This window comes from Streptomyces sp. NPDC096040, assembly GCF_040303265.1.
GTDB lineage: Bacteria > Actinomycetota > Actinomycetes > Streptomycetales > Streptomycetaceae > Streptomyces.
In genome coordinates, this window is record NZ_JBEOTA010000006.1 from 125,814 (window position 1) to 142,463 (window position 16,650).

Consider the following 16,650-nt stretch of genomic DNA (forward strand, 5'->3'; position numbering starts at 1 on the left):
CCCCGGGTGTGGGGATTCCCCCCGGAATCCCATGGGGTGAGGGACGGGTGCGTCCCTGCTGACCAGTGGACGCCTTCACCGGCGCGAACGCGACGGACCTGCCGAGTGTTGGATGCGATTTGGATCCTGCTTGCCAAATCGGCCTTGTCGGATAGGGCTGGGCTTTGCGTTCGCCGCCCTTGCTTTACCGTCCCGTGGGGCGCGCGCTCAAGAGAGACGCTCCCTGCTCAGAGGACACCTTTCCGCAGGTCAGGGGCGCACGCTCAAGGGAGACGCGACTCGCTCATAGATCAAGGAGCGCCCCCTTGGAACGCCCCTCGGACCGCCCGGACCCCGGCGACGGCACCGCCCGAATCGCCTCACCCGTCAGCGCGCTTCGCGGCGACCACCGCGTCGAACACGACCCGCTTCGGAATCCCCGCCTCCACCGCCACCGCCGCGATCGCCTCCTTGCGTCGCTCGCCGGCCTCCTCCCGCACCCGCACCCGCCGTACGAGTTCCGCCGCGTCGAGTTCCTCGGGGCCGCGCTCGGGGGCACCCTCGACGACGACGGTGATCTCGCCGCGCACTCCGTCGGCGGCCCACACCGCGAGCTCGGCCAGCGGACCGCGCCGTACCTCCTCGTACGTCTTGGTCAGCTCGCGGCAGACGGCGGCCCGCCGCTCGGCGCCGAAGACCTCGGCCATGGCGGCGAGGGTGTCGTCGAGGCGGTGCGGGGCCTCGAAGTAGACGAGGGTGCGCCGTTCCTCCACGGCCTCCTGGAGCCGGGAGCGGCGTTCGCCCGCCTTGCGCGGCAGGAAGCCCTCGAAGCAGAACCGGTCGACGGGCAGCCCGGACAGCGCGAGCGCGGTGAGCACCGCGGACGGCCCAGGGACCGCTGTGACACGGATCTCCTTCTCCACGGCGGCCGCGACCAGCCGGTAGCCGGGGTCGGAGACGGAGGGCATCCCGGCGTCGGTCACGAGCAGCACGCGCGCGCCGCCCACGAGCTCCTCGACCAGCTCGGGCGTGCGGGCGGCCTCGTTGCCCTCGAAGTACGACACCACGCGACCCTTGGGCGTCACACCGAGCGCCTGTGTGAGCCACCGCAGCCGCCGGGTGTCCTCGGCCGCGATCACGTCGGCGCCGGTCAGCTCCGTCGCGAGCCGGGGCGGCGCGTCCGCGACGTCGCCGATGGGGGTGCCTGCCAGGACAAGGGTTCCAGTCACGCCTCCATCCTCGCAGCAGCCACTGACAGCGCCGTCCCCCGGGAAACGGCGGCCGCCGATCGCAAAGGAACCCACCACTAAGCCCCATTGCACGGGACTCACACAGAACGGTTCCCTACGATGGCGCGGTGACCAGTACCGCGTCCTCCACGGACACCCGGCAGGGCCAGGCACCGCTCGACGAGCGGCCGGCGTGGCAGCAGCGGCTGCGCCGATTCGGCTACCCGGCGAGCCCGGCGCACACCACCGGCGGCAGAGGCGCCGGCGCGCATGCCGATGTCGTCGACCGCCTGGTCCCGCCGTACGCCGAGCCCGGCTCCCGGCTGTGGCTCGGCCTGGGCGTGCCCCCGGCGCTCGCCAAGCGGATCACGCGCTGGTCCGGCTGGGGCGGCCCGCTCCTGGTGACGCTGATGGCGGGCCTGCTGCGGTTCTGGAACCTGGGCAGCCCGAAGGCGGTGATATTCGACGAGACCTATTACGCGAAGGACGCGTGGGCGCTCGTCCACCGTGGTTTCGAGGTCAACTGGGACAAGAACGCCAACGATCTGATCCTTCAGGCGAACGGCCATGTCACGATCCCGGCGGACGCGGCGTACGTCGTGCACCCGCCGGTCGGCAAATACATCATCGGGCTCGGTGAGCTGGCTTTCGGCTTCGACCCGTTCGGCTGGCGCTTCATGACGGCACTCCTCGGCACGCTGAGCGTGCTGCTGCTGTGCCGGATCGGGCGCCGGATGTTCCGTTCCACCTTCCTGGGCTGCCTGGCGGGCGGCCTGATGGCGGTGGACGGGCTGCACTTCGTGATGAGCCGCACCTCGCTGCTCGACGGCGTGCTGATGTTCTTCGTCCTGGCAGCGTTCGGCTGTCTGGTCATCGACCGGGACCGGTCACGGGAGAGACTCGCGGCCGCGCTGCCGCCCGACGCGGACGGCCGGATCCGCCCCGACGCGCGCGTGGCCGACGCTTTCCGCTTCGGCTGGCGCCCCTGGCGCTGGGCGGCCGGCGTGCTGCTGGGCCTCGCGATCGGCACCAAGTGGAACGGCCTCTACATCCTGGCCGCGTTCTGCCTGATGGCGCTGTTGTGGGACGTCGGCGCCCGCAAGGTGGCCGGTGCCCGGCACCCGTACCAGGCGGTCCTGAAGTACGACACGGGGATCACGTTCCTGGCGACGGTACCGGTGGCGATCGCCGTCTACCTGACCTCCTGGATCGGCTGGATCGTGTCCCCGACCGACGGCAGCGGCGGCTACTTCCGCAACTGGGCGGCCACCGACGGCAAGGGCGGCGACTGGACGTTCCTGCCGGACTGGCTGCGCAGCCTGTGGCACTACGAGCACGAGGTCTACCTCTTCCACGTGGGCCTGTCGTCGCCGCACACCTACATGTCCAACCCGTGGTCCTGGCTGGTGCTGGGCCGCCCGGTGTCGTACTTCTACGAGTCACCCTCCCCGGGTGCGGACGGCTGCCCCTCGGACGCCGGGGAGAAGTGCGCGCGTGAGGTGCTGGCGATCGGCACGCCGCTGCTGTGGTGGGCGGCCTGCTTCGCGATCCTGTACATCCTGTGGCGGTGGGCCTTCCGCCGGGACTGGCGGGCGGGCGCCATCGCCTGTGGCATCGCGGCCGGTTACCTGCCCTGGTTCATGTACCAGGAGCGCACGATCTTCCTCTTCTACGCCGTCGTCTTCGTACCGTTCCTGTGTCTCGCGGTGGCGATGATGATCGGCGCGATCATCGGCCCGCCGGGCTCCAGCGACACCCGCCGGCTGATCGGCGCGTCGGGGGCCGGGCTACTCGTCCTGCTGATCGCCTGGAACTTCATCTACTTCTGGCCGCTGTACACCGGTACGGCGATTCCGATCGATTCCTGGCGTTCACGTATGTGGCTCGATACCTGGGTATGAGCCACATCCCTGATTTCCTTTCAGACAACAATTAATCAACATCTGACACAGGGGCCCCACAACCGCCTACAGTGCGAACCACAACAAGCTTTTGAACGCGTTCACAAAATGCGGCGAAAGCTCACGGGGAGGGGATTCGCGCCATGCGCAAGGGGGTCAAGGCGGCCATAGTCGGCAGCGTCTGCACCGTGATGGTGGGCGGAGCCGGGTACGGCGCCTACAACGTGCTGTCGACGTTGCGGGGCGACGGCGGCAGCAGCACACCGGTCGTTCGGACCGGGCCGCCCACCACGGACGAGATCAAGGACACCACGCGGAAGTTCTTCGCGGCCTGGGAGAAGGGCGAGTCGGTGACCGCGGCGTCGTACACGAACGACTCCGCCGACGCCGAACCGGTACTCACCTCCTTCAGCGCCACCGCGCACATCAAGGACGTGCACATCACGCCCGGCAGGGCGACCGGCGCCACCGTGCCGTTCAGCGTGAAGGGGACGGTGTCCTACGACGGGAAGTCGAAAACGCTCGCCTACAGGAGCACGTTGACGATCGTGCGCGGCGAGACCACGCACCGCGCGCTCGTCGACTGGCGGCCGTCCGTGGTGCATCCGCAGCTCGGACGCGGCGACACACTGTCCACCGGTGAGGCGGCGAGCCCGCCGATCGAGGCCGTGGACCGCAACGGCACGGTCCTCAGCAAGGACAAGTACCCGTCCCTGGGCCCGATCCTGGACGAGCTGCGCAGCCGCTACGGCGACAAGGCGGGCGGCACCCCGGGCGTGGAGCTGGTGATCCAGCACGCGTCCGAGGAGTCCGCCGACACCACCCTGCTGACCCTCGCGGAGGGCAGGGCCGGCAGGCTGCGCACGACGCTCGACGCGCGCGTGCAGGCCGCCGCCGAGTCGGCGGTGACGAAGTACGCCGAGTCGTCGGTGGTGGCCGTCAAGCCCAGCACCGGCGAGGTGCTCGCGGTCGCCAACCACCGTGAGGACGGCTTCAACGCGGCCTTCCTCGGCGAGCTGGCACCCGGCTCCACCATGAAGATCATCAGCGCGGCCACCCTCATCGACACCGGGCTCACCACGATGAACGGCCCGGCGCCCTGTCCGCCGACCGCGACCTGGCAGAGCCAGACCTTCAGCAACCTCAAGGGACTTCAGCCGGATCCGAACGCCACCCTCTCGGACAGCTTCGCGCGGTCCTGCAACACGGCGTTCGTGAAGTACGCGGACTCGGTCCAGGTCGACTCGCTCACCAAGGAGGCCGAGGACCGCTTCGGACTCGGGCGCAACGACTGGAAGGTCGGCATCCCGAGTTTCGACGGGCGCGTCCCCGCCTCCGGCGGCCCGGACACCGCGGCCAACCTGATCGGCCAGGGCCAGGTGCAGGTGAGCCCGCTGAACATGGCGTCGGTGACAGCGACCGCGATGACGGGAACCTTCCGGCAGCCGGTGCTCGTCTCACAGAAACTGGACGGCCGCGAACTGGCCACCGCCAAGGGCCTGTCGGCGAGTACGGTCGGCCAGCTGCGCACGATGATGAACCGCACCGCCACCAGCGGCACCGCTGCCGGGGTGATGAGCGGACTGCACGGCAGCATCGGCGCCAAGACGGGCTCGGCGGAGGTCGACGGCCAGTCCAAGTCGAACAGCTGGTTCGCCGGCTACCGCAATGACGTCGCGGCCGCGGCCATGACCCAGGACGGCGGTCACGGCATTGACGCGGCCGGTCCGATTGTCGCGAGTGTGCTACGGATCGGTGGCTGAAGTCACTCCCACAGGGCGGGACTCTAGGCTGTTGCCGTCGTTGGGGTGCGTGAGGGCTACGGGGCGGCGGGGACCCTGAGGAAGTGCGCGGAGGAACTGAGCTGTGGGCAACAGAAGACGCGTCGTCGAACGACGGAACAACAGACCCGCCGTCATCGGCGGGCTGATCGCCGTCGTCGTGGTCGGCGCCGGCTTCGGGATCTACGCGGTGTACGGCGGCGGGGCCGCCGACGCCGCGTCGACGAAGTCGTCGGACAGCAAGCCCGTCAAGACCGGGCCGTTGTCGGCGACCGAGGTGCAGACGACGGCCAGGACCTTCCTGGCGTCCTGGCAGCAGGGCAAGGTCACGCAGGCCGCCGCCGTCACGGACGACGCCAAGGCCTGCGTCGCGCTCCTCACCGGCTACACCAAGGACGCCCACATCACGGGCGTCACGCTCACCGAGGGCACGCGTACGGGCGCCAAGGTGCCGTTCTCCGTCAAGGCGACGGTGTCGTACAAGGGTGTCAGCAAGCCACTGGCGTACGACTCCTCGTTCACCGTCGTCCGGCGGACCAGCGACGGCAAGCCGGTGGTCGACTGGCACGCCTCGGTCGCCCACCCGGACCTCCAAGACGGCGACACCCTGGTCACCGGCGAGTCCGGCACCCCGCCCGTGAAGGCCCTGGACCGCGACGGCGGCGAGATCACCACCGCCAAGTACCCGTCACTGGGCACGGTCCTGGACGGGCTGCGGGAGAAGTTCGGCAAGAAGGCCGGCGGCAAGGCGGGCGTCGAACTGCGCGTGGTGCGCGGCACGGCGTCCGAGAAGGCGAAGCTGTCCGACAAGACGCTCCTGGAGCTCAGCAAGGGCACGCCGGGCACCGTGAAGACGACGCTCAGCCCGACCCTCCAGGCCGCCGCCGAGAAGCAGGTCACCACACAGAAGAACGCCTCGGTCGTCGTGATGCGCCCGTCGACCGGCGAGATCTACGCCGTGGCCAACTCCAGCCACGGCTTCAACGTGGCCTTCCAGGGCTCACTGGCCCCCGGCTCCACGATGAAGATCGTCACCTCCACGATGCTGTTCGAGAAGGGGCTCGTCACCCCTGACGCCTCGCACCCGTGCCCGAAGACGTACAAGCTCGCCGGGTGGACGTTCCACAACGACGACGGCTCCGAGATCAAGCAGGGCACGTTCAAGATGGCCTTCGGGGCGTCCTGCAACAACGCCTTCATCAACTTCGCGCCCAAGCTGTCCAACAGCGACCTGACCACCGAGGCCCAGCAGGTCTACGGCCTCGGCATGAACAACTGGGCCATCGGCGTACCGACCTTCGACGGCTCGGTCCCGGTGCAGAGCGGCGCGCAGATGGGCGCCTCGCTGATCGGGCAGGGCGGGGTGCGGATGAACCCGCTGAACATGGCGTCGGTGGCGTCCACCGTGGAGACCGGCACCTTCCACCAGCCGTACCTGGTCTCCCCCTCGGTCGACGACCGGACGGTGGCGAAGGCCTCGCGCACGATGTCCGCGAAGACCCAGTCCGAGCTGAAGGAGGTCATGCAGTACACGGCGGCGTACGGTACGGCCGCCAAGGCGATGGCCGGTCTCGGCCCGGACTACGGCGCCAAGACGGGCTCGGCGGAGGTCGACGGGCAGAAGAAGCCGAACGGCTGGTTCACGGCGTACAAGGGCGATCTGGCGGCCGCGGGCGTGGTCCAGGCGGGCGGCCACGGCGGCGACACGGCCGGGCCCATCGTGGCGGCGCTGCTGAAACTGGGGTCGTCGCTGTAGGACAGGAGCGCTAGCCGGCCACGGGGGTGGCCATGTAGGTGCGCCTGAGGAAGCGCAGCAGCGCCTTCGACTCGAACTGCACCACCGAGGTGCCGTGGTCGGAGTGGAACTCCACCACGGCCTGCACCCGTCCCAGCGGCCACACCCGTACGTCACCGCTCGCCGCCGGTGCCCTGAGTCCCTGCTCCAGCAGCGCGCGCGAGAACGTCCACTCGTCCGTCCCGGGCAGGCCCACCCGCACCGATCGCGGATCGGCTTCGGGGTCGTAGCGCAGGACGACGGGCACCGCGCCCGGGTCCTCCGGCGCGTCCTCGTCCGTGACGATGTGGGCTCGCGCGTACTGCTCGACTACAGACATCGGACTGCCCTTTACGCTCCGTTACCTTTGCGAAAGCTGTGCATCCGCTTCTTCTCCAATGTCGCACATTTTCCAGATTGTGCTTGTGGAGGCCGTCGCATCTCATGCACGCCCACGCATGTGCGATACACGACTCCCTCGCTCTTGCAAAAGATTCGCAACAACACCTTAAAATCGATCCGTGCATGTACCTGACGGATTCATCGACGCCCCCACCTCGGCGGTCACCGCGGTGGTCGCGGCCGGCGCCCTCGCCGTGAGCCTGCGCGGCGCCCGCCGTGAACTCGACGAGCGCACGGCACCGCTGGCCGGTCTGGTGGCGGCGTTCATCTTCGCCGTACAGATGCTCAACTTCCCCGTCGCGGCCGGAACAAGCGGCCATCTGCTGGGCGGAGCGCTGGCCGCGATACTCGTCGGCCCCTGTACCGGCGTCCTGTGCGTGTCCGTGGTCCTGCTGATGCAGGGCATCCTGTTCGCGGACGGCGGCCTGACCGCGCTCGGCGTGAACATCACCGACATGGCGATCGTGACGACCGTCGTCGCGTACGCCGTCTTCCGGGGCCTGCTGAAGGTACTGCCGCCCACCCGGCGTTCGGTGACCGCCGCCTCCTTCGTCGCCGCCCTGCTCTCCGTCCCGGCCGCCTCCGTCGCCTTCACGCTCCTCTACGCGATCGGCGGCACCACCGACGTGTCCATCGGCAAGGTGGCCACGGCCATGATCGGTGTGCACGTCCTCATCGGCATCGGCGAGGCCGCGATCACCGCGCTCACGGTCGGCGCCGTCATCGCCGTACGCCCGGACCTGGTGTACGGGGCGCGCGAGTTGCGGCAGGGGCTGAAGTTGCGCGTGAACGGCGTACTGGTGGACGCGGTCCCATCGAAGCCGGCGCCCACGGCGCCCGTGGCGGCGCGCACCTCGCGGCGCGCGCTGTGGATCACCGGCCTGGTCACCTCCCTGGTCCTCGCCGGGTTCGTCAGCTTCTACGCCTCCGCCGACCCCGACGGGCTGGAGAAGGTCGCCCACGACAAGGGCATCGACGTGAAGGCGGAGGAGCACGCCGCCGCCGACTCCCCACTCGCCGACTACGGCCTCAGGGACGTCTCCGACGCCCGTCTCTCCGGCGGCCTCGCGGGCGTCATCGGCGTCGGTGTGACCGTCGTCGCGGGCAGCGCGGTGTTCTGGGCGGTGCGCAGGCGCCGGGGCGCCGAAGAGCCGTCCGAGGCGCTCTGACATGGGCGTCGGGCACGCCCACAGGCTCTACCGGCACGCGCGCTCCCCCGTGCACGCGCTGCCCCCGCACACCAAGCTCGCCGCCGCCCTCGCCTTCGTGGTGGTCGTGGTCTCGACACCGCGCGAGGCGATGTGGGCGTTCGCCCTGTACGCCGTGCTCCTCGCGTGCGTCGCGCACCACGCGCGCGTGCCCGCGTCCTTCGTGCTGCGCCGGCTGCTGATCGAGGTGCCGTTCGTCGCCTTCGCGGTGCTGATGCCGTTCGTGGCGGAGGGCGAGCGGATCGACGTCCTCGGCCTCTCGCTCAGCGTGAACGGCCTGTGGGGCGCCTGGAACGTGCTCGCCAAGGGCACCCTCGGCGTCGCCGCCTCCGTCCTCCTGGCGGCCACCACGGAGCTGCGCGAACTGCTCCTCGGGCTCCAGCGGCTGAAGCTCCCGCCGCTGCTCGTCCAGATCGCCTCCTTCATGATCCGCTACGGCGACGTCATCACCGACGAGATGCGCCGGATGCGGATCGCACGGGAGTCGCGCGGCTTCGAGGCGCGGGGCGTGCGCCACTGGGGCGTGCTCGCGAAGTCCGCCGGCGCGCTGTTCATCCGCTCCTACGAGCGCGGGGAGCGCGTCCACCTGGCCATGGTGAGCCGCGGGTACGCCGGTTCGATGCCCGTCATCGACGAGGTGACCGCGTCCCGGGCGCAGTGGTCCCACGCCCTCGCGCTGCCCCTGTCCGCCCTTGTCGTCTGTGTGTTGGGATGGGCCCTGTGACTGCCACCGCCTCGCTGGAGGTCTCCGGCCTCGCCTTCGCCTACCCCGACGGGCACCAGGCCCTGTTCGGCGTGGACTTCGCCGTCGCACGCGGCGAGCGCGTCGCGCTGCTCGGGCCGAACGGCGCCGGCAAGACCACCCTCGTGCTGCACCTCAACGGCATTCTCAGCGGCGGCGCGGGGACGGTCACGGTGGCCGGACTGCCGGTCGGCAAGCGGCACATGGCGGAGATCCGGCGCCGGGTCGGCATCGTCTTCCAGGATCCGGACGACCAGCTGTTCATGCCGACGGTGCGCGAGGACGTGGCGTTCGGGCCGGCGGCGGCCGGCCTGAAGGGCGCCGAACTCGAAGCACGCGTGCGTACCGCGCTGGAACGGGTCGGCATGGCCGGCTTCGCCGAACGCCCGCCGCACCACCTGTCCTTCGGCCAGCGCCGCCGGGTCGCCGTCGCCACCGTCCTCGCCATGGAACCGGAGATCCTCGTCCTCGACGAGCCCTCCTCCAACCTCGACCCGGCCTCCCGCCGCGAACTCGCCGACATCCTGCGCTCGCTGGACGTCACGGTCCTCATGGTCACCCACGACCTGCCCTACGCCCTGGAGCTGTGCCCGCGCTCCCTGATCCTGAGCGACGGCACGATCGCCGCCGACGGCCCCACCGGTGACCTCCTCTCGGACAACACGCTGATGCGCGCGCACCGGCTGGAGCTGCCGTTCGGCTTCGACCCGCGCGCGGCGAGGGCGGGACGCGGGGGCGTGTGACGCGTTTCCGTGACGGCCGTCCCACGCGTCCCCGCGTCCGTGACAATGGGCGGGTGACGCATCAAGAGGACACGGGGTCGCTACGGCTGGACGACCAGCTGTGCTTCGCGCTGTACGCGGCGCAGCGCGCCGTGACCGCCGCCTATCGCCCGCTCCTCGACGAACTCGGGCTCACCTACCCCCAGTACCTCGTGCTGCTCGTCCTGTGGGAGCGGGGCGAGACCACGGTGAAGGACCTGGTCGGCGCGCTCCGCCTCGACTACGGCACGATGTCACCGCTGCTGAAGCGGCTGGAGGCGGCGGGTCTGGTGCGCAGGGAGCGCGCGGAGCGGGACGAGCGCTCGGTACTCGTCGCGTGCACCGGGCGTGCGGAGGAACTGAGGGAGCGCGCAGCGCGCGTACCCGGCGCCCTGCTCACGGCGACGGGGCTCGACGGCGCGGACGTGGCCCGGTTGCGCGATGAGTTGCGGGTGCTCGCGGACCGGGCGAGCAACGCGGCCTCGCGCCCCGTGTAGCAGCGCCCGCGCCCCGTTACCCGCGGTTTCCCCACCCCTGGCAGTCCGAAGACTTCCTACCGGTCGGTACCTTGTGCACGATGTACTTGCACACCACCGTGTTGCCCACCATCGTTTCTGCCCTGGGGGAGGTCCCGCCGTGACCGAAGGCGCCACCGTAGACACCCGTCCGACGAAGATCACGTATGTCGCCGAGGCGACCGCACACGGCGGCCGGGACGGGTATGTGACCAGCCAGGACGGCCAGATCGAGCTCAAGGTCGCGATGCCTCCGGAGCTGGGCGGGGACGGCAACGGCACCAACCCCGAGCAGCTCTTCGCGGCGGGCTACAGCTCCTGCTTCCACAACGCGCTGATCCTGGTCGGCAACCGCGCGGGCTACGACCTGACCGGCTCCACGGTCGCCGCGAAGGTCGGTATCGGCCCCAACAAGCAGCGCGGCTACGGCCTCGCCGTCGCGCTCAGCGTCTCCCTCCCGGTCCTGGACCCGGACACCGCGGCGAAGCTGGTCGACGCCGCCCACGAGGTGTGCCCGTACTCGAACGCGACACGCGGCAACATCGACGTGACGATCGTGCTCGGCTGACCGCACCGCTCCCCCACTGAGGCGCAGCTCACGCCCGTACGGCCCCGGTACCGCGGAATCGCAGGCTCCGCAGGGGCGTTGCACCCACGGGCGCAGGCGATCAGGAAGGACGTGACGGACGTGGACGTGAACGGCACTGTGGCCGAGGGCTTCGAGCCGGTCAGGGACGCGTTCGCGAGGAACTTCGAGCTGCTCGGGGACCGGGGCGCGGCGGTGGCCGTGTACCGGGACGGGCACCGGGTCGTCGATCTGTGGGGCGGCTCCGAGGACGTCGACGGCGAGGCGCCCTGGGAGCGGGGCACGGCCCAGATCGTGCGCTCGGCGACCAAGGGCGTCGCCGCCGCCGTACTGCTGCTTCTGCGGCAGCGCGGGGCGCTGGACCTGGACGCTCCGGTGGGTGATTACTGGCCGGAGTTCAAGGCGGCCGGCAAGGAGCGGACGCTGGTGCGGCATCTGCTCGCGCACCGCGCGGGCGTGCCGGTGCTGGACCGGCCGCTCACGCCCGCGGAGGCCGCCGACCCCGATCTGGGTGCGGCCGCGGTGGCGGCGCAGGCGCCGGTGTGGGAGCCGGGCACCGATCACGGCTATCACGCGCAGACGTACAGCTGGCTGACCGGTGAGCTGGTGCGGCGGGTGACCGGGCGGCCGATCGGCGAGTGGATCGCGGACGAGATCGCCGGGCCGGTCGGCGCCGGGTTGTGGCTCGGGCTGCCGGAGGCGGAACACGCGCGCGTGGGGCGGGTCGGGCCCGTCGAGGCCCCGGAGACCGCCGGCGCGCTGCGGACCCGGCCCAAGCGGGCCGTCTCCGAGGCGTACGCCGATCCCGGGTCCCTGACCCGCCGCGCCTTCGGCGCGATCAGCCCGCTCCCGGACGAGAACGACCCCGCCTACCGTGCGGCCGCCCTCCCCGCCTCCAACGGCATCGCCACCGCCGACGGCCTGGCCCGCTTCTACGCCTCCCTCATCGGCGAGGTCGACGGCGGCACGCGGCTGTTCACACCGGAGACCGTGGAGCTGGCCCGCGCCGAGCAGTCGGCGGGGCCGGACCGGGTGCTGGTCGTCTCCACCCGCTTCGGCCTCGGCTACATGCTGCACGGCAGCGCGTCCCCGCTGCTCTCCCCCGCCTCCTTCGGCCACCCGGGCCGCGGCGGCGCGCTCGGCTTCGCCGACCCCGAGTCGGGCATCGCCTTCGGCTATGTCACCAACGGCTTCCGCAAGAGCGTGACGGCGGACCCGCGGGCGCAGGCGCTGGTACGGGCGGTGCGCACGGCGCTGTCGTAGCCGCCGCACGCACCCCGGCGCCGCGCCTCCGTGTCACGCGCATCGCCGCCAGACTGCCACGCCGACGGCGGCGAGCAGCAGCCCGACGAAGCCGTTCACCCGCCGCACGCACCCCGGCGCCCGCGCCACCGTGCCACGCCCCGGCGCCCGCGCCTCCCTGTCACGCGCATCGCCGCCAGACTGCCACGCCGACGGCGGCGAACAGCAGCCCGACGAAGCCGTTCACCCGCCGCACGCACCCCAGCGCCCGCGCCACCGTGCCACGCGCATCGCCGCCAGACTGCCACGCCGACGGCGGCGAGCAGCAGCCCGACGAAGCCGTTCAACCGGCCCACGCACTGCGCGCCCGCGCGATCGCGCGCCTCACACGTTGATCGGGTGCGAGTGCCGTCCGGAGTCCGCGTCGATCTCGCCATGCGCCTTGGTCAGCAACTGCATGGCCAGTTCGTTCAACGCGCGGGCTCCCGCGATCTCCTCGCCCACTCTGGGCTGATTGCTGTCGGAGTCATGACGGCTCGCGTGCCCGTGCGCGCGTACCTCGGTGCCGTCGGGCAGACGCACCATGGCCACCGCGCGCGTGTGCGGGTCGTCCTCCAGGAACTCCAGCTCGACGTGCCATCCCACAGCGGTTTGCATCATGGGGACCACCTCCGGAATCGCTGCTTCCAGGGTGCTCCTCAGGGGGCCGAGCCGTCACGTCGGCGCGGCCCCCGGTCACCGGCTACTTGTCGAAGCTCGCGAAGTACGCGGCGGCCATGTCCTCGTCGGCGTGTCCCTGGGCGGCGGCGCGGGCGAAGCGTTCGGCGGCCGCCTCGGCGACGTCGAGGCGCACACCGTGGCTCGCGCCGGCGGCGACGATCAGCCGGGCGTCCTTCCCGGCCGTGTCCACCGCGAAGGACGGCGGGGTCATCCCGCCATCGAGGATCAGCTGCGCCTTGGCCCGCAGATAGCCCATGTCGAGCGGGCCGCCCGCGATCAGGTCGAAGAAGCCGTGGGGGTCGACGTCGAGGGCCTGGGCCAGGGCCACCACCTCGCCGGCCGCCGCGGTGACCGCGAGGACCCAGCTGTTGGCGACCAGCTTCAGCCGGGTCGCGGCGGCCGAGGACCCGTCGTCGCCGGTCCACAGCGTGCGGGCGCCGATGGCGTCGAAGACCGGCGCGACCGTCTCCCGGCCCTGCTCGGGACCGGCGGCCAGGACGGTGAGCTGTCCGTCCTCGGCGGGCTGGCGGGTGCCGAGGACCGGGGCGTCGTAGAAGACCAGGCCGTGCTCGCGGGCGAAAGCGGCCAGTTCCGGGATCTGGTCGAGTCCGGCGGTCGTCGACTGCGCCCAGACGACCCCCGGCCGCAGCACGTCGGCGGCCTCGCGGACGACCTCCAGGGCGGTCGCGCCGTCGTACAGCATGGTCAGAACGACGTCGGCGCCCTCGACGGCCTCGGCGGGGGTGTCGGTGACCTGGGCGCCGTCGGCGGCGAGGGGTTCGGCCTTGGCGCGGGTGCGGTTCCACGCGCGGACGGTGAGCCCGGCCTTCAGGAGGTTGCGGCCCATTGCGGCGCCCATGATGCCGGTGCCCAGCAGGGCCACGGTCGGCTTGTCGGTCATGACGTCTCCCTGTCGTTCGTGTCTTCCACAGCCAGCTTGGCGCACGGCGCGCCGTCTCGCGTGCGGCTCGGGCCCGATGACACGCACAAGGGGCCCGGACCGGCAGTGACGCCGGCCCGGACCCCTTGACGTGACGGAGGCCGGATCAGCCGTCGTTCTCCGACGACGGGAGGTAGGCGCCCGGAACGTCGTTCGGTGCGTAGATCTTCTTGTCACCGGGGTACGGCTTGGTCCAGTTGTGCGTCTGGTACCAGGTGTACCGGTTCATCTGGGTGGGGTTGGCATAGTCCGGCACGGCGTTCACGCCGGTCAGCCGCTGGTGCGACGCCCAGGTCTTCCACTGCGCCGCGACGGTCTTCTGGGCCGCCGGCACGGACACGGTCGTCGGCGCGGCCGCCGCCTTGGTGTCCTGGGCCGCCGGGGTGTCCGAGCCGCAGGACGGCTGCGGGTTCACGCCGAGGGTCAGCGAGGTCCGGTTGGGGACCGCCGTGAACGGCGTGTTGTCCGCCTTCTTGGTGAACGCCCCGTACATCGGGGTGGCGGCGCTGTCGAGCTGGTTCATCGGGTGGATCCCGAGGATCTGCTCGACGGTGCGGACCATGGTGATCTGCGAGTAGTAGTGGCTGTCGACGGTGCCGTGCTCGGCGTAGGGGCTGATGACCTGGACCGGGGCACGGTGGCCGTCGACGTGGTCGAGGCCGGCCTGGGAGTCGTCCTCGACGACGAAGATCGCCGAGTCCTTCCAGTACTTGCTGTGGGTGATCTCGTCGACCATCTTGCCGACCGCGAGGTCGTTGTCGGCGACCTCGGCGGCAGCGTTCGCGGGGCCGCCGGTGTGGTCGTTGGAGAACCAGAACATGTTCAGGTTCGCCGGACCGTTCTTCTCGAAGTCCTGCTTCCAGATCTGCTCTTTGTAGATGTCCGGGACGTTGAGGTCGAACAGCGGGAAGCCCTGCACCGACACGTCGTTGAGCGAGGGGATCGCCGAGCCCGTCTTGATGGGGTAGGCGGTCTGCGCCCCGGTCGCGGCCATGTTCTTGCTGTCGCAGTACAGGTTCTGCCAGGTCGCTCCGGCCGGCTTGCTCTCGATCGACTGGAACTCGCCGAAGTCCTTGACGGACTTCCCGGCCGCCTGCGCACCGGTCCAGATGAAGCCGGACTTCTGGTGGCCGAGGACGTCGTCCTCGGTGTCGTAGCTGCGCGTGTACTCGCCGGCCGACGACTCGGTGTACTCCGGGTTGTCGGACTGCATAAGCCAGTTGTGGCCCTCGGCGGAGTTGGTGCCGACGTCGTAGAAGTTGTCGTACAGGCCGAACTGCTGGGCCAGCGCATGCTGGTTCGGCGTCACGTTCTCGCCGAACTGGGTGAGCGAGGAGTTGCCGTTGCCCTGCGGGATGTCGCCGAAGACCTGGTCGTAGGTGCGGTTCTCCTTGACGAGCAGGAAGACGTGCTTGATCGTCGAGGGGTCGCCGATCCGCTTCGGAACCGGGACGGCCTTCTTGTTGCTGTTGCCCTTGGCGGTCTTGACCGAGTTGGACGTCCAGCCGTTCTGCTTGAACACCTTGGCCGTCTCGGACCTGACGACCTGGTCGCTCGGCATCGTGAACTGGGTCAGGCTCGACGTGGTGTCGTGGGTGTTGTGGCCGGCGGCGTCGGGACGCAGGGCGTCGATGCCACGGGTGTTGGCCACGACGACCTTCTTGCCGAGGGCGGTGATCCCCGACGGGAAGTAGTCGGTGGGGAGCAGGCCGACGTAGCGGGCGGGCTGCTGCGCGGAGGTGTAGCGGTAGACGGCGACCGCGTTGGCGCGCCCGAGCGTGACCAGCAGCCGGCCGTCGTCGGTGAGCGTGACCGCGTTCGGCTCGTAGCCGACCGAGGCCTCCGGCCACGGCTGCGTCGCGATGGTCTGGACGACCTTGTCCTTGCGGCTGTCGATGACCGACACGTTGTTGTCGGCGGTGTTGGTGACGAACACCGCGCCGTTCTTGGCGTACACCGCGGTCGGGTGCAGACCGACGTCGACGGTGCCGACGGCGGCGGACGGGTCGGCGGTGTCGATGACGCTGACCGTGCCCGTGGTGGCGGCGCCGGTCTTCGGGTTCGCCACGACATTGGTGCCGTAGGAGTTGATGGTGGTGTCACCGGCCTTGGCCGGGCGGCCGCCCTCGTTGCTGACGTACAGCTTGCCGCCGACCAGGGCGAGACCGCGCGGGGCGTTGCCGACTGCCCAGCTCTGCTTGATCGTTCCGGTCGCCGCGTCTATCGCGACCACCTTGTTCTGGCCGTTGACCGCGGAGTACACGGTGGAGCCGTCGGCCGAGAACACCGCCGCGCCCACCAGCGCCTGCTTGGAGCCGTCGGCCGGGATCGGAACGGCTGTCGGGGTGGAGAGGGTGCCGTCGGCGTTGACGGTGAACTTGGTGTAGCCGTTGGCCTGTCCGAGCCACAGCTGCTTGCCGTCGGGCGAGTACGTCGGGCCTTCCTGGCCGACCGCGCCGCTGCTGATCCGCAGGTTGTCCGCCGCGTTGGTGCCGACCTTCTGCTTCACCTGCCCGGTCGCGAGGTCCATGACGACCAGCGACGCGTCACCGTCGGCGATGGAGGCCGCGAGGTGGGTGCCGTCCGGGCTGACCGTCGACGACATGATCTTGCCGTCGTTGATGACGGTGCGGCTGCCGTAGGGGTTGATGTACTGGTCGGCGGAGACCACCTGGCCGTTGGCGGTGGTCTGGCCGACCTGCTGGGTGCCGAACTGGTAGGTCGAGGCGACCGCGGTGCTTGTGACGCCGAGGGCGACGGCGATGCCCGCCGTCACCAGCATGGTGCGGCGACCGACTCGTCTACCAAAAACGTTGACCGGTTTGTTCTGGTTGATCCGACGCTGGCGGACTACCTGCACGGAACTGTTC

At 70.6% G+C, this 16,650-nt stretch carries 14 protein-coding genes; 9 read left to right on the top strand and 5 right to left on the bottom strand.

The window, feature by feature from the left end:
- Window positions 1-359: 359 nt before the first annotated feature.
- Window positions 360-1,208, bottom strand: a complete 849-nt coding sequence (gene rsmI / locus ABTY98_RS09560; protein ID WP_352220312.1) for a 16S rRNA (cytidine(1402)-2'-O)-methyltransferase — start codon at window positions 1,206-1,208, stop codon at window positions 360-362.
- Window positions 1,209-1,336: 128 nt separating this feature from the next.
- On the opposite strand from rsmI, the gene ABTY98_RS09565 reads away from it, so the two are divergent.
- The 3 genes from ABTY98_RS09565 to ABTY98_RS09575 all read left to right on the top strand — a co-directional run bounded on the left by ABTY98_RS09565 (window position 1,337) and on the right by ABTY98_RS09575 (window position 6,646).
- On the top strand, window positions 1,337-3,109 hold the full coding sequence (locus tag ABTY98_RS09565; RefSeq protein WP_352220313.1) for a dolichyl-phosphate-mannose--protein mannosyltransferase: 1,773 nt from the start codon (window positions 1,337-1,339) through the stop codon (window positions 3,107-3,109).
- 143 nt (window positions 3,110-3,252) lie between these two features.
- Window positions 3,253-4,872, top strand: a complete 1,620-nt coding sequence (locus ABTY98_RS09570; RefSeq protein ID WP_352220314.1) for a penicillin-binding transpeptidase domain-containing protein — start codon at window positions 3,253-3,255, stop codon at window positions 4,870-4,872.
- Window positions 4,873-4,975: 103 nt separating this feature from the next.
- A complete protein-coding gene (locus tag ABTY98_RS09575) occupies window positions 4,976-6,646 on the top strand; it encodes a penicillin-binding transpeptidase domain-containing protein (RefSeq protein ID WP_352220315.1) in 1,671 nt (556 codons plus the stop codon).
- Window positions 6,647-6,656: 10 nt separating this feature from the next.
- Here ABTY98_RS09575 and ABTY98_RS09580 read toward each other — a convergent pair whose 3' ends face one another.
- A complete protein-coding gene (locus ABTY98_RS09580) occupies window positions 6,657-7,004 on the bottom strand; it encodes an SsgA family sporulation/cell division regulator (RefSeq protein WP_352220316.1) in 348 nt (115 codons plus the stop codon).
- A gap of 181 nt (window positions 7,005-7,185) precedes the next feature.
- Between ABTY98_RS09580 and ABTY98_RS09585 the strand changes: the two genes are divergently transcribed.
- From ABTY98_RS09585 to ABTY98_RS09610, 6 genes are all read left to right on the top strand, one after another.
- Window positions 7,186-8,235 carry an energy-coupling factor ABC transporter permease gene (locus ABTY98_RS09585; RefSeq protein ID WP_352220317.1) on the top strand — a complete coding sequence of 350 codons (1,050 nt, stop codon included), beginning with the start codon at window positions 7,186-7,188 and terminating at the stop codon, window positions 8,233-8,235.
- Between the two features lies 1 nt (window position 8,236).
- Window positions 8,237-8,998, top strand: a complete 762-nt coding sequence (gene cbiQ / locus ABTY98_RS09590; RefSeq protein WP_352220318.1) for a cobalt ECF transporter T component CbiQ — start codon at window positions 8,237-8,239, stop codon at window positions 8,996-8,998.
- Window positions 8,986-9,759 (top strand): energy-coupling factor ABC transporter ATP-binding protein, encoded by a 774-nt coding sequence (locus ABTY98_RS09595; protein WP_352220319.1) that lies wholly within the window; start codon window positions 8,986-8,988, stop codon window positions 9,757-9,759. The genes cbiQ and ABTY98_RS09595 overlap by 13 nt, the downstream gene beginning before the upstream one ends.
- Window positions 9,760-9,812: 53 nt before the next feature.
- On the top strand, window positions 9,813-10,274 hold the full coding sequence (locus ABTY98_RS09600; protein ID WP_352220320.1) for a MarR family winged helix-turn-helix transcriptional regulator: 462 nt from the start codon (window positions 9,813-9,815) through the stop codon (window positions 10,272-10,274).
- 139 nt (window positions 10,275-10,413) lie between these two features.
- Window positions 10,414-10,860, top strand: a complete 447-nt coding sequence (locus ABTY98_RS09605) for an organic hydroperoxide resistance protein (protein WP_352220321.1) — start codon at window positions 10,414-10,416, stop codon at window positions 10,858-10,860.
- A gap of 120 nt (window positions 10,861-10,980) precedes the next feature.
- Window positions 10,981-12,141 (top strand): serine hydrolase domain-containing protein, encoded by a 1,161-nt coding sequence (locus ABTY98_RS09610; protein ID WP_352220492.1) that lies wholly within the window; start codon window positions 10,981-10,983, stop codon window positions 12,139-12,141.
- A 363-nt stretch (window positions 12,142-12,504) separates the two neighbouring features.
- On the opposite strand, the gene ABTY98_RS09615 is transcribed toward ABTY98_RS09610, so the two are convergent.
- The 3 genes from ABTY98_RS09615 to ABTY98_RS09625 all read right to left on the bottom strand — a co-directional run bounded on the left by ABTY98_RS09615 (window position 12,505) and on the right by ABTY98_RS09625 (window position 16,640).
- Window positions 12,505-12,780, bottom strand: coding sequence for a DUF1876 domain-containing protein (locus ABTY98_RS09615; RefSeq protein WP_352220322.1), 276 nt, complete (start codon window positions 12,778-12,780; stop codon window positions 12,505-12,507).
- 82 nt (window positions 12,781-12,862) lie between these two features.
- On the bottom strand, window positions 12,863-13,741 hold the full coding sequence (locus ABTY98_RS09620) for an NAD(P)-dependent oxidoreductase (protein WP_352220323.1): 879 nt from the start codon (window positions 13,739-13,741) through the stop codon (window positions 12,863-12,865).
- 145 nt (window positions 13,742-13,886) lie between these two features.
- Window positions 13,887-16,640, bottom strand: coding sequence for a bifunctional YncE/alkaline phosphatase family protein (locus ABTY98_RS09625; RefSeq protein WP_352220324.1), 2,754 nt, complete (start codon window positions 16,638-16,640; stop codon window positions 13,887-13,889).
- Window positions 16,641-16,650 lie beyond the last annotated feature (10 nt).

Bases quoted from the DNA above. Each gene is read 5' to 3' on its own strand.
- ABTY98_RS09620 (WP_352220323.1), bottom strand. From the start codon at position 13,741: ATGACCGACAAGCCGACCGTGGCCCTGCTGGGCACCGGCATCATGGGC.
- cbiQ (WP_352220318.1), top strand. From the start codon at position 8,237: ATGGGCGTCGGGCACGCCCACAGGCTCTACCGGCACGCGCGCTCCCCC.
- ABTY98_RS09580 (WP_352220316.1), bottom strand. From the start codon at position 7,004: ATGTCTGTAGTCGAGCAGTACGCGCGAGCCCACATCGTCACGGACGAG.
- ABTY98_RS09570 (WP_352220314.1), top strand. From the start codon at position 3,253: ATGCGCAAGGGGGTCAAGGCGGCCATAGTCGGCAGCGTCTGCACCGTG.
- ABTY98_RS09595 (WP_352220319.1), top strand. From the start codon at position 8,986: ATGGGCCCTGTGACTGCCACCGCCTCGCTGGAGGTCTCCGGCCTCGCC.
- ABTY98_RS09615 (WP_352220322.1), bottom strand. From the start codon at position 12,780: ATGATGCAAACCGCTGTGGGATGGCACGTCGAGCTGGAGTTCCTGGAG.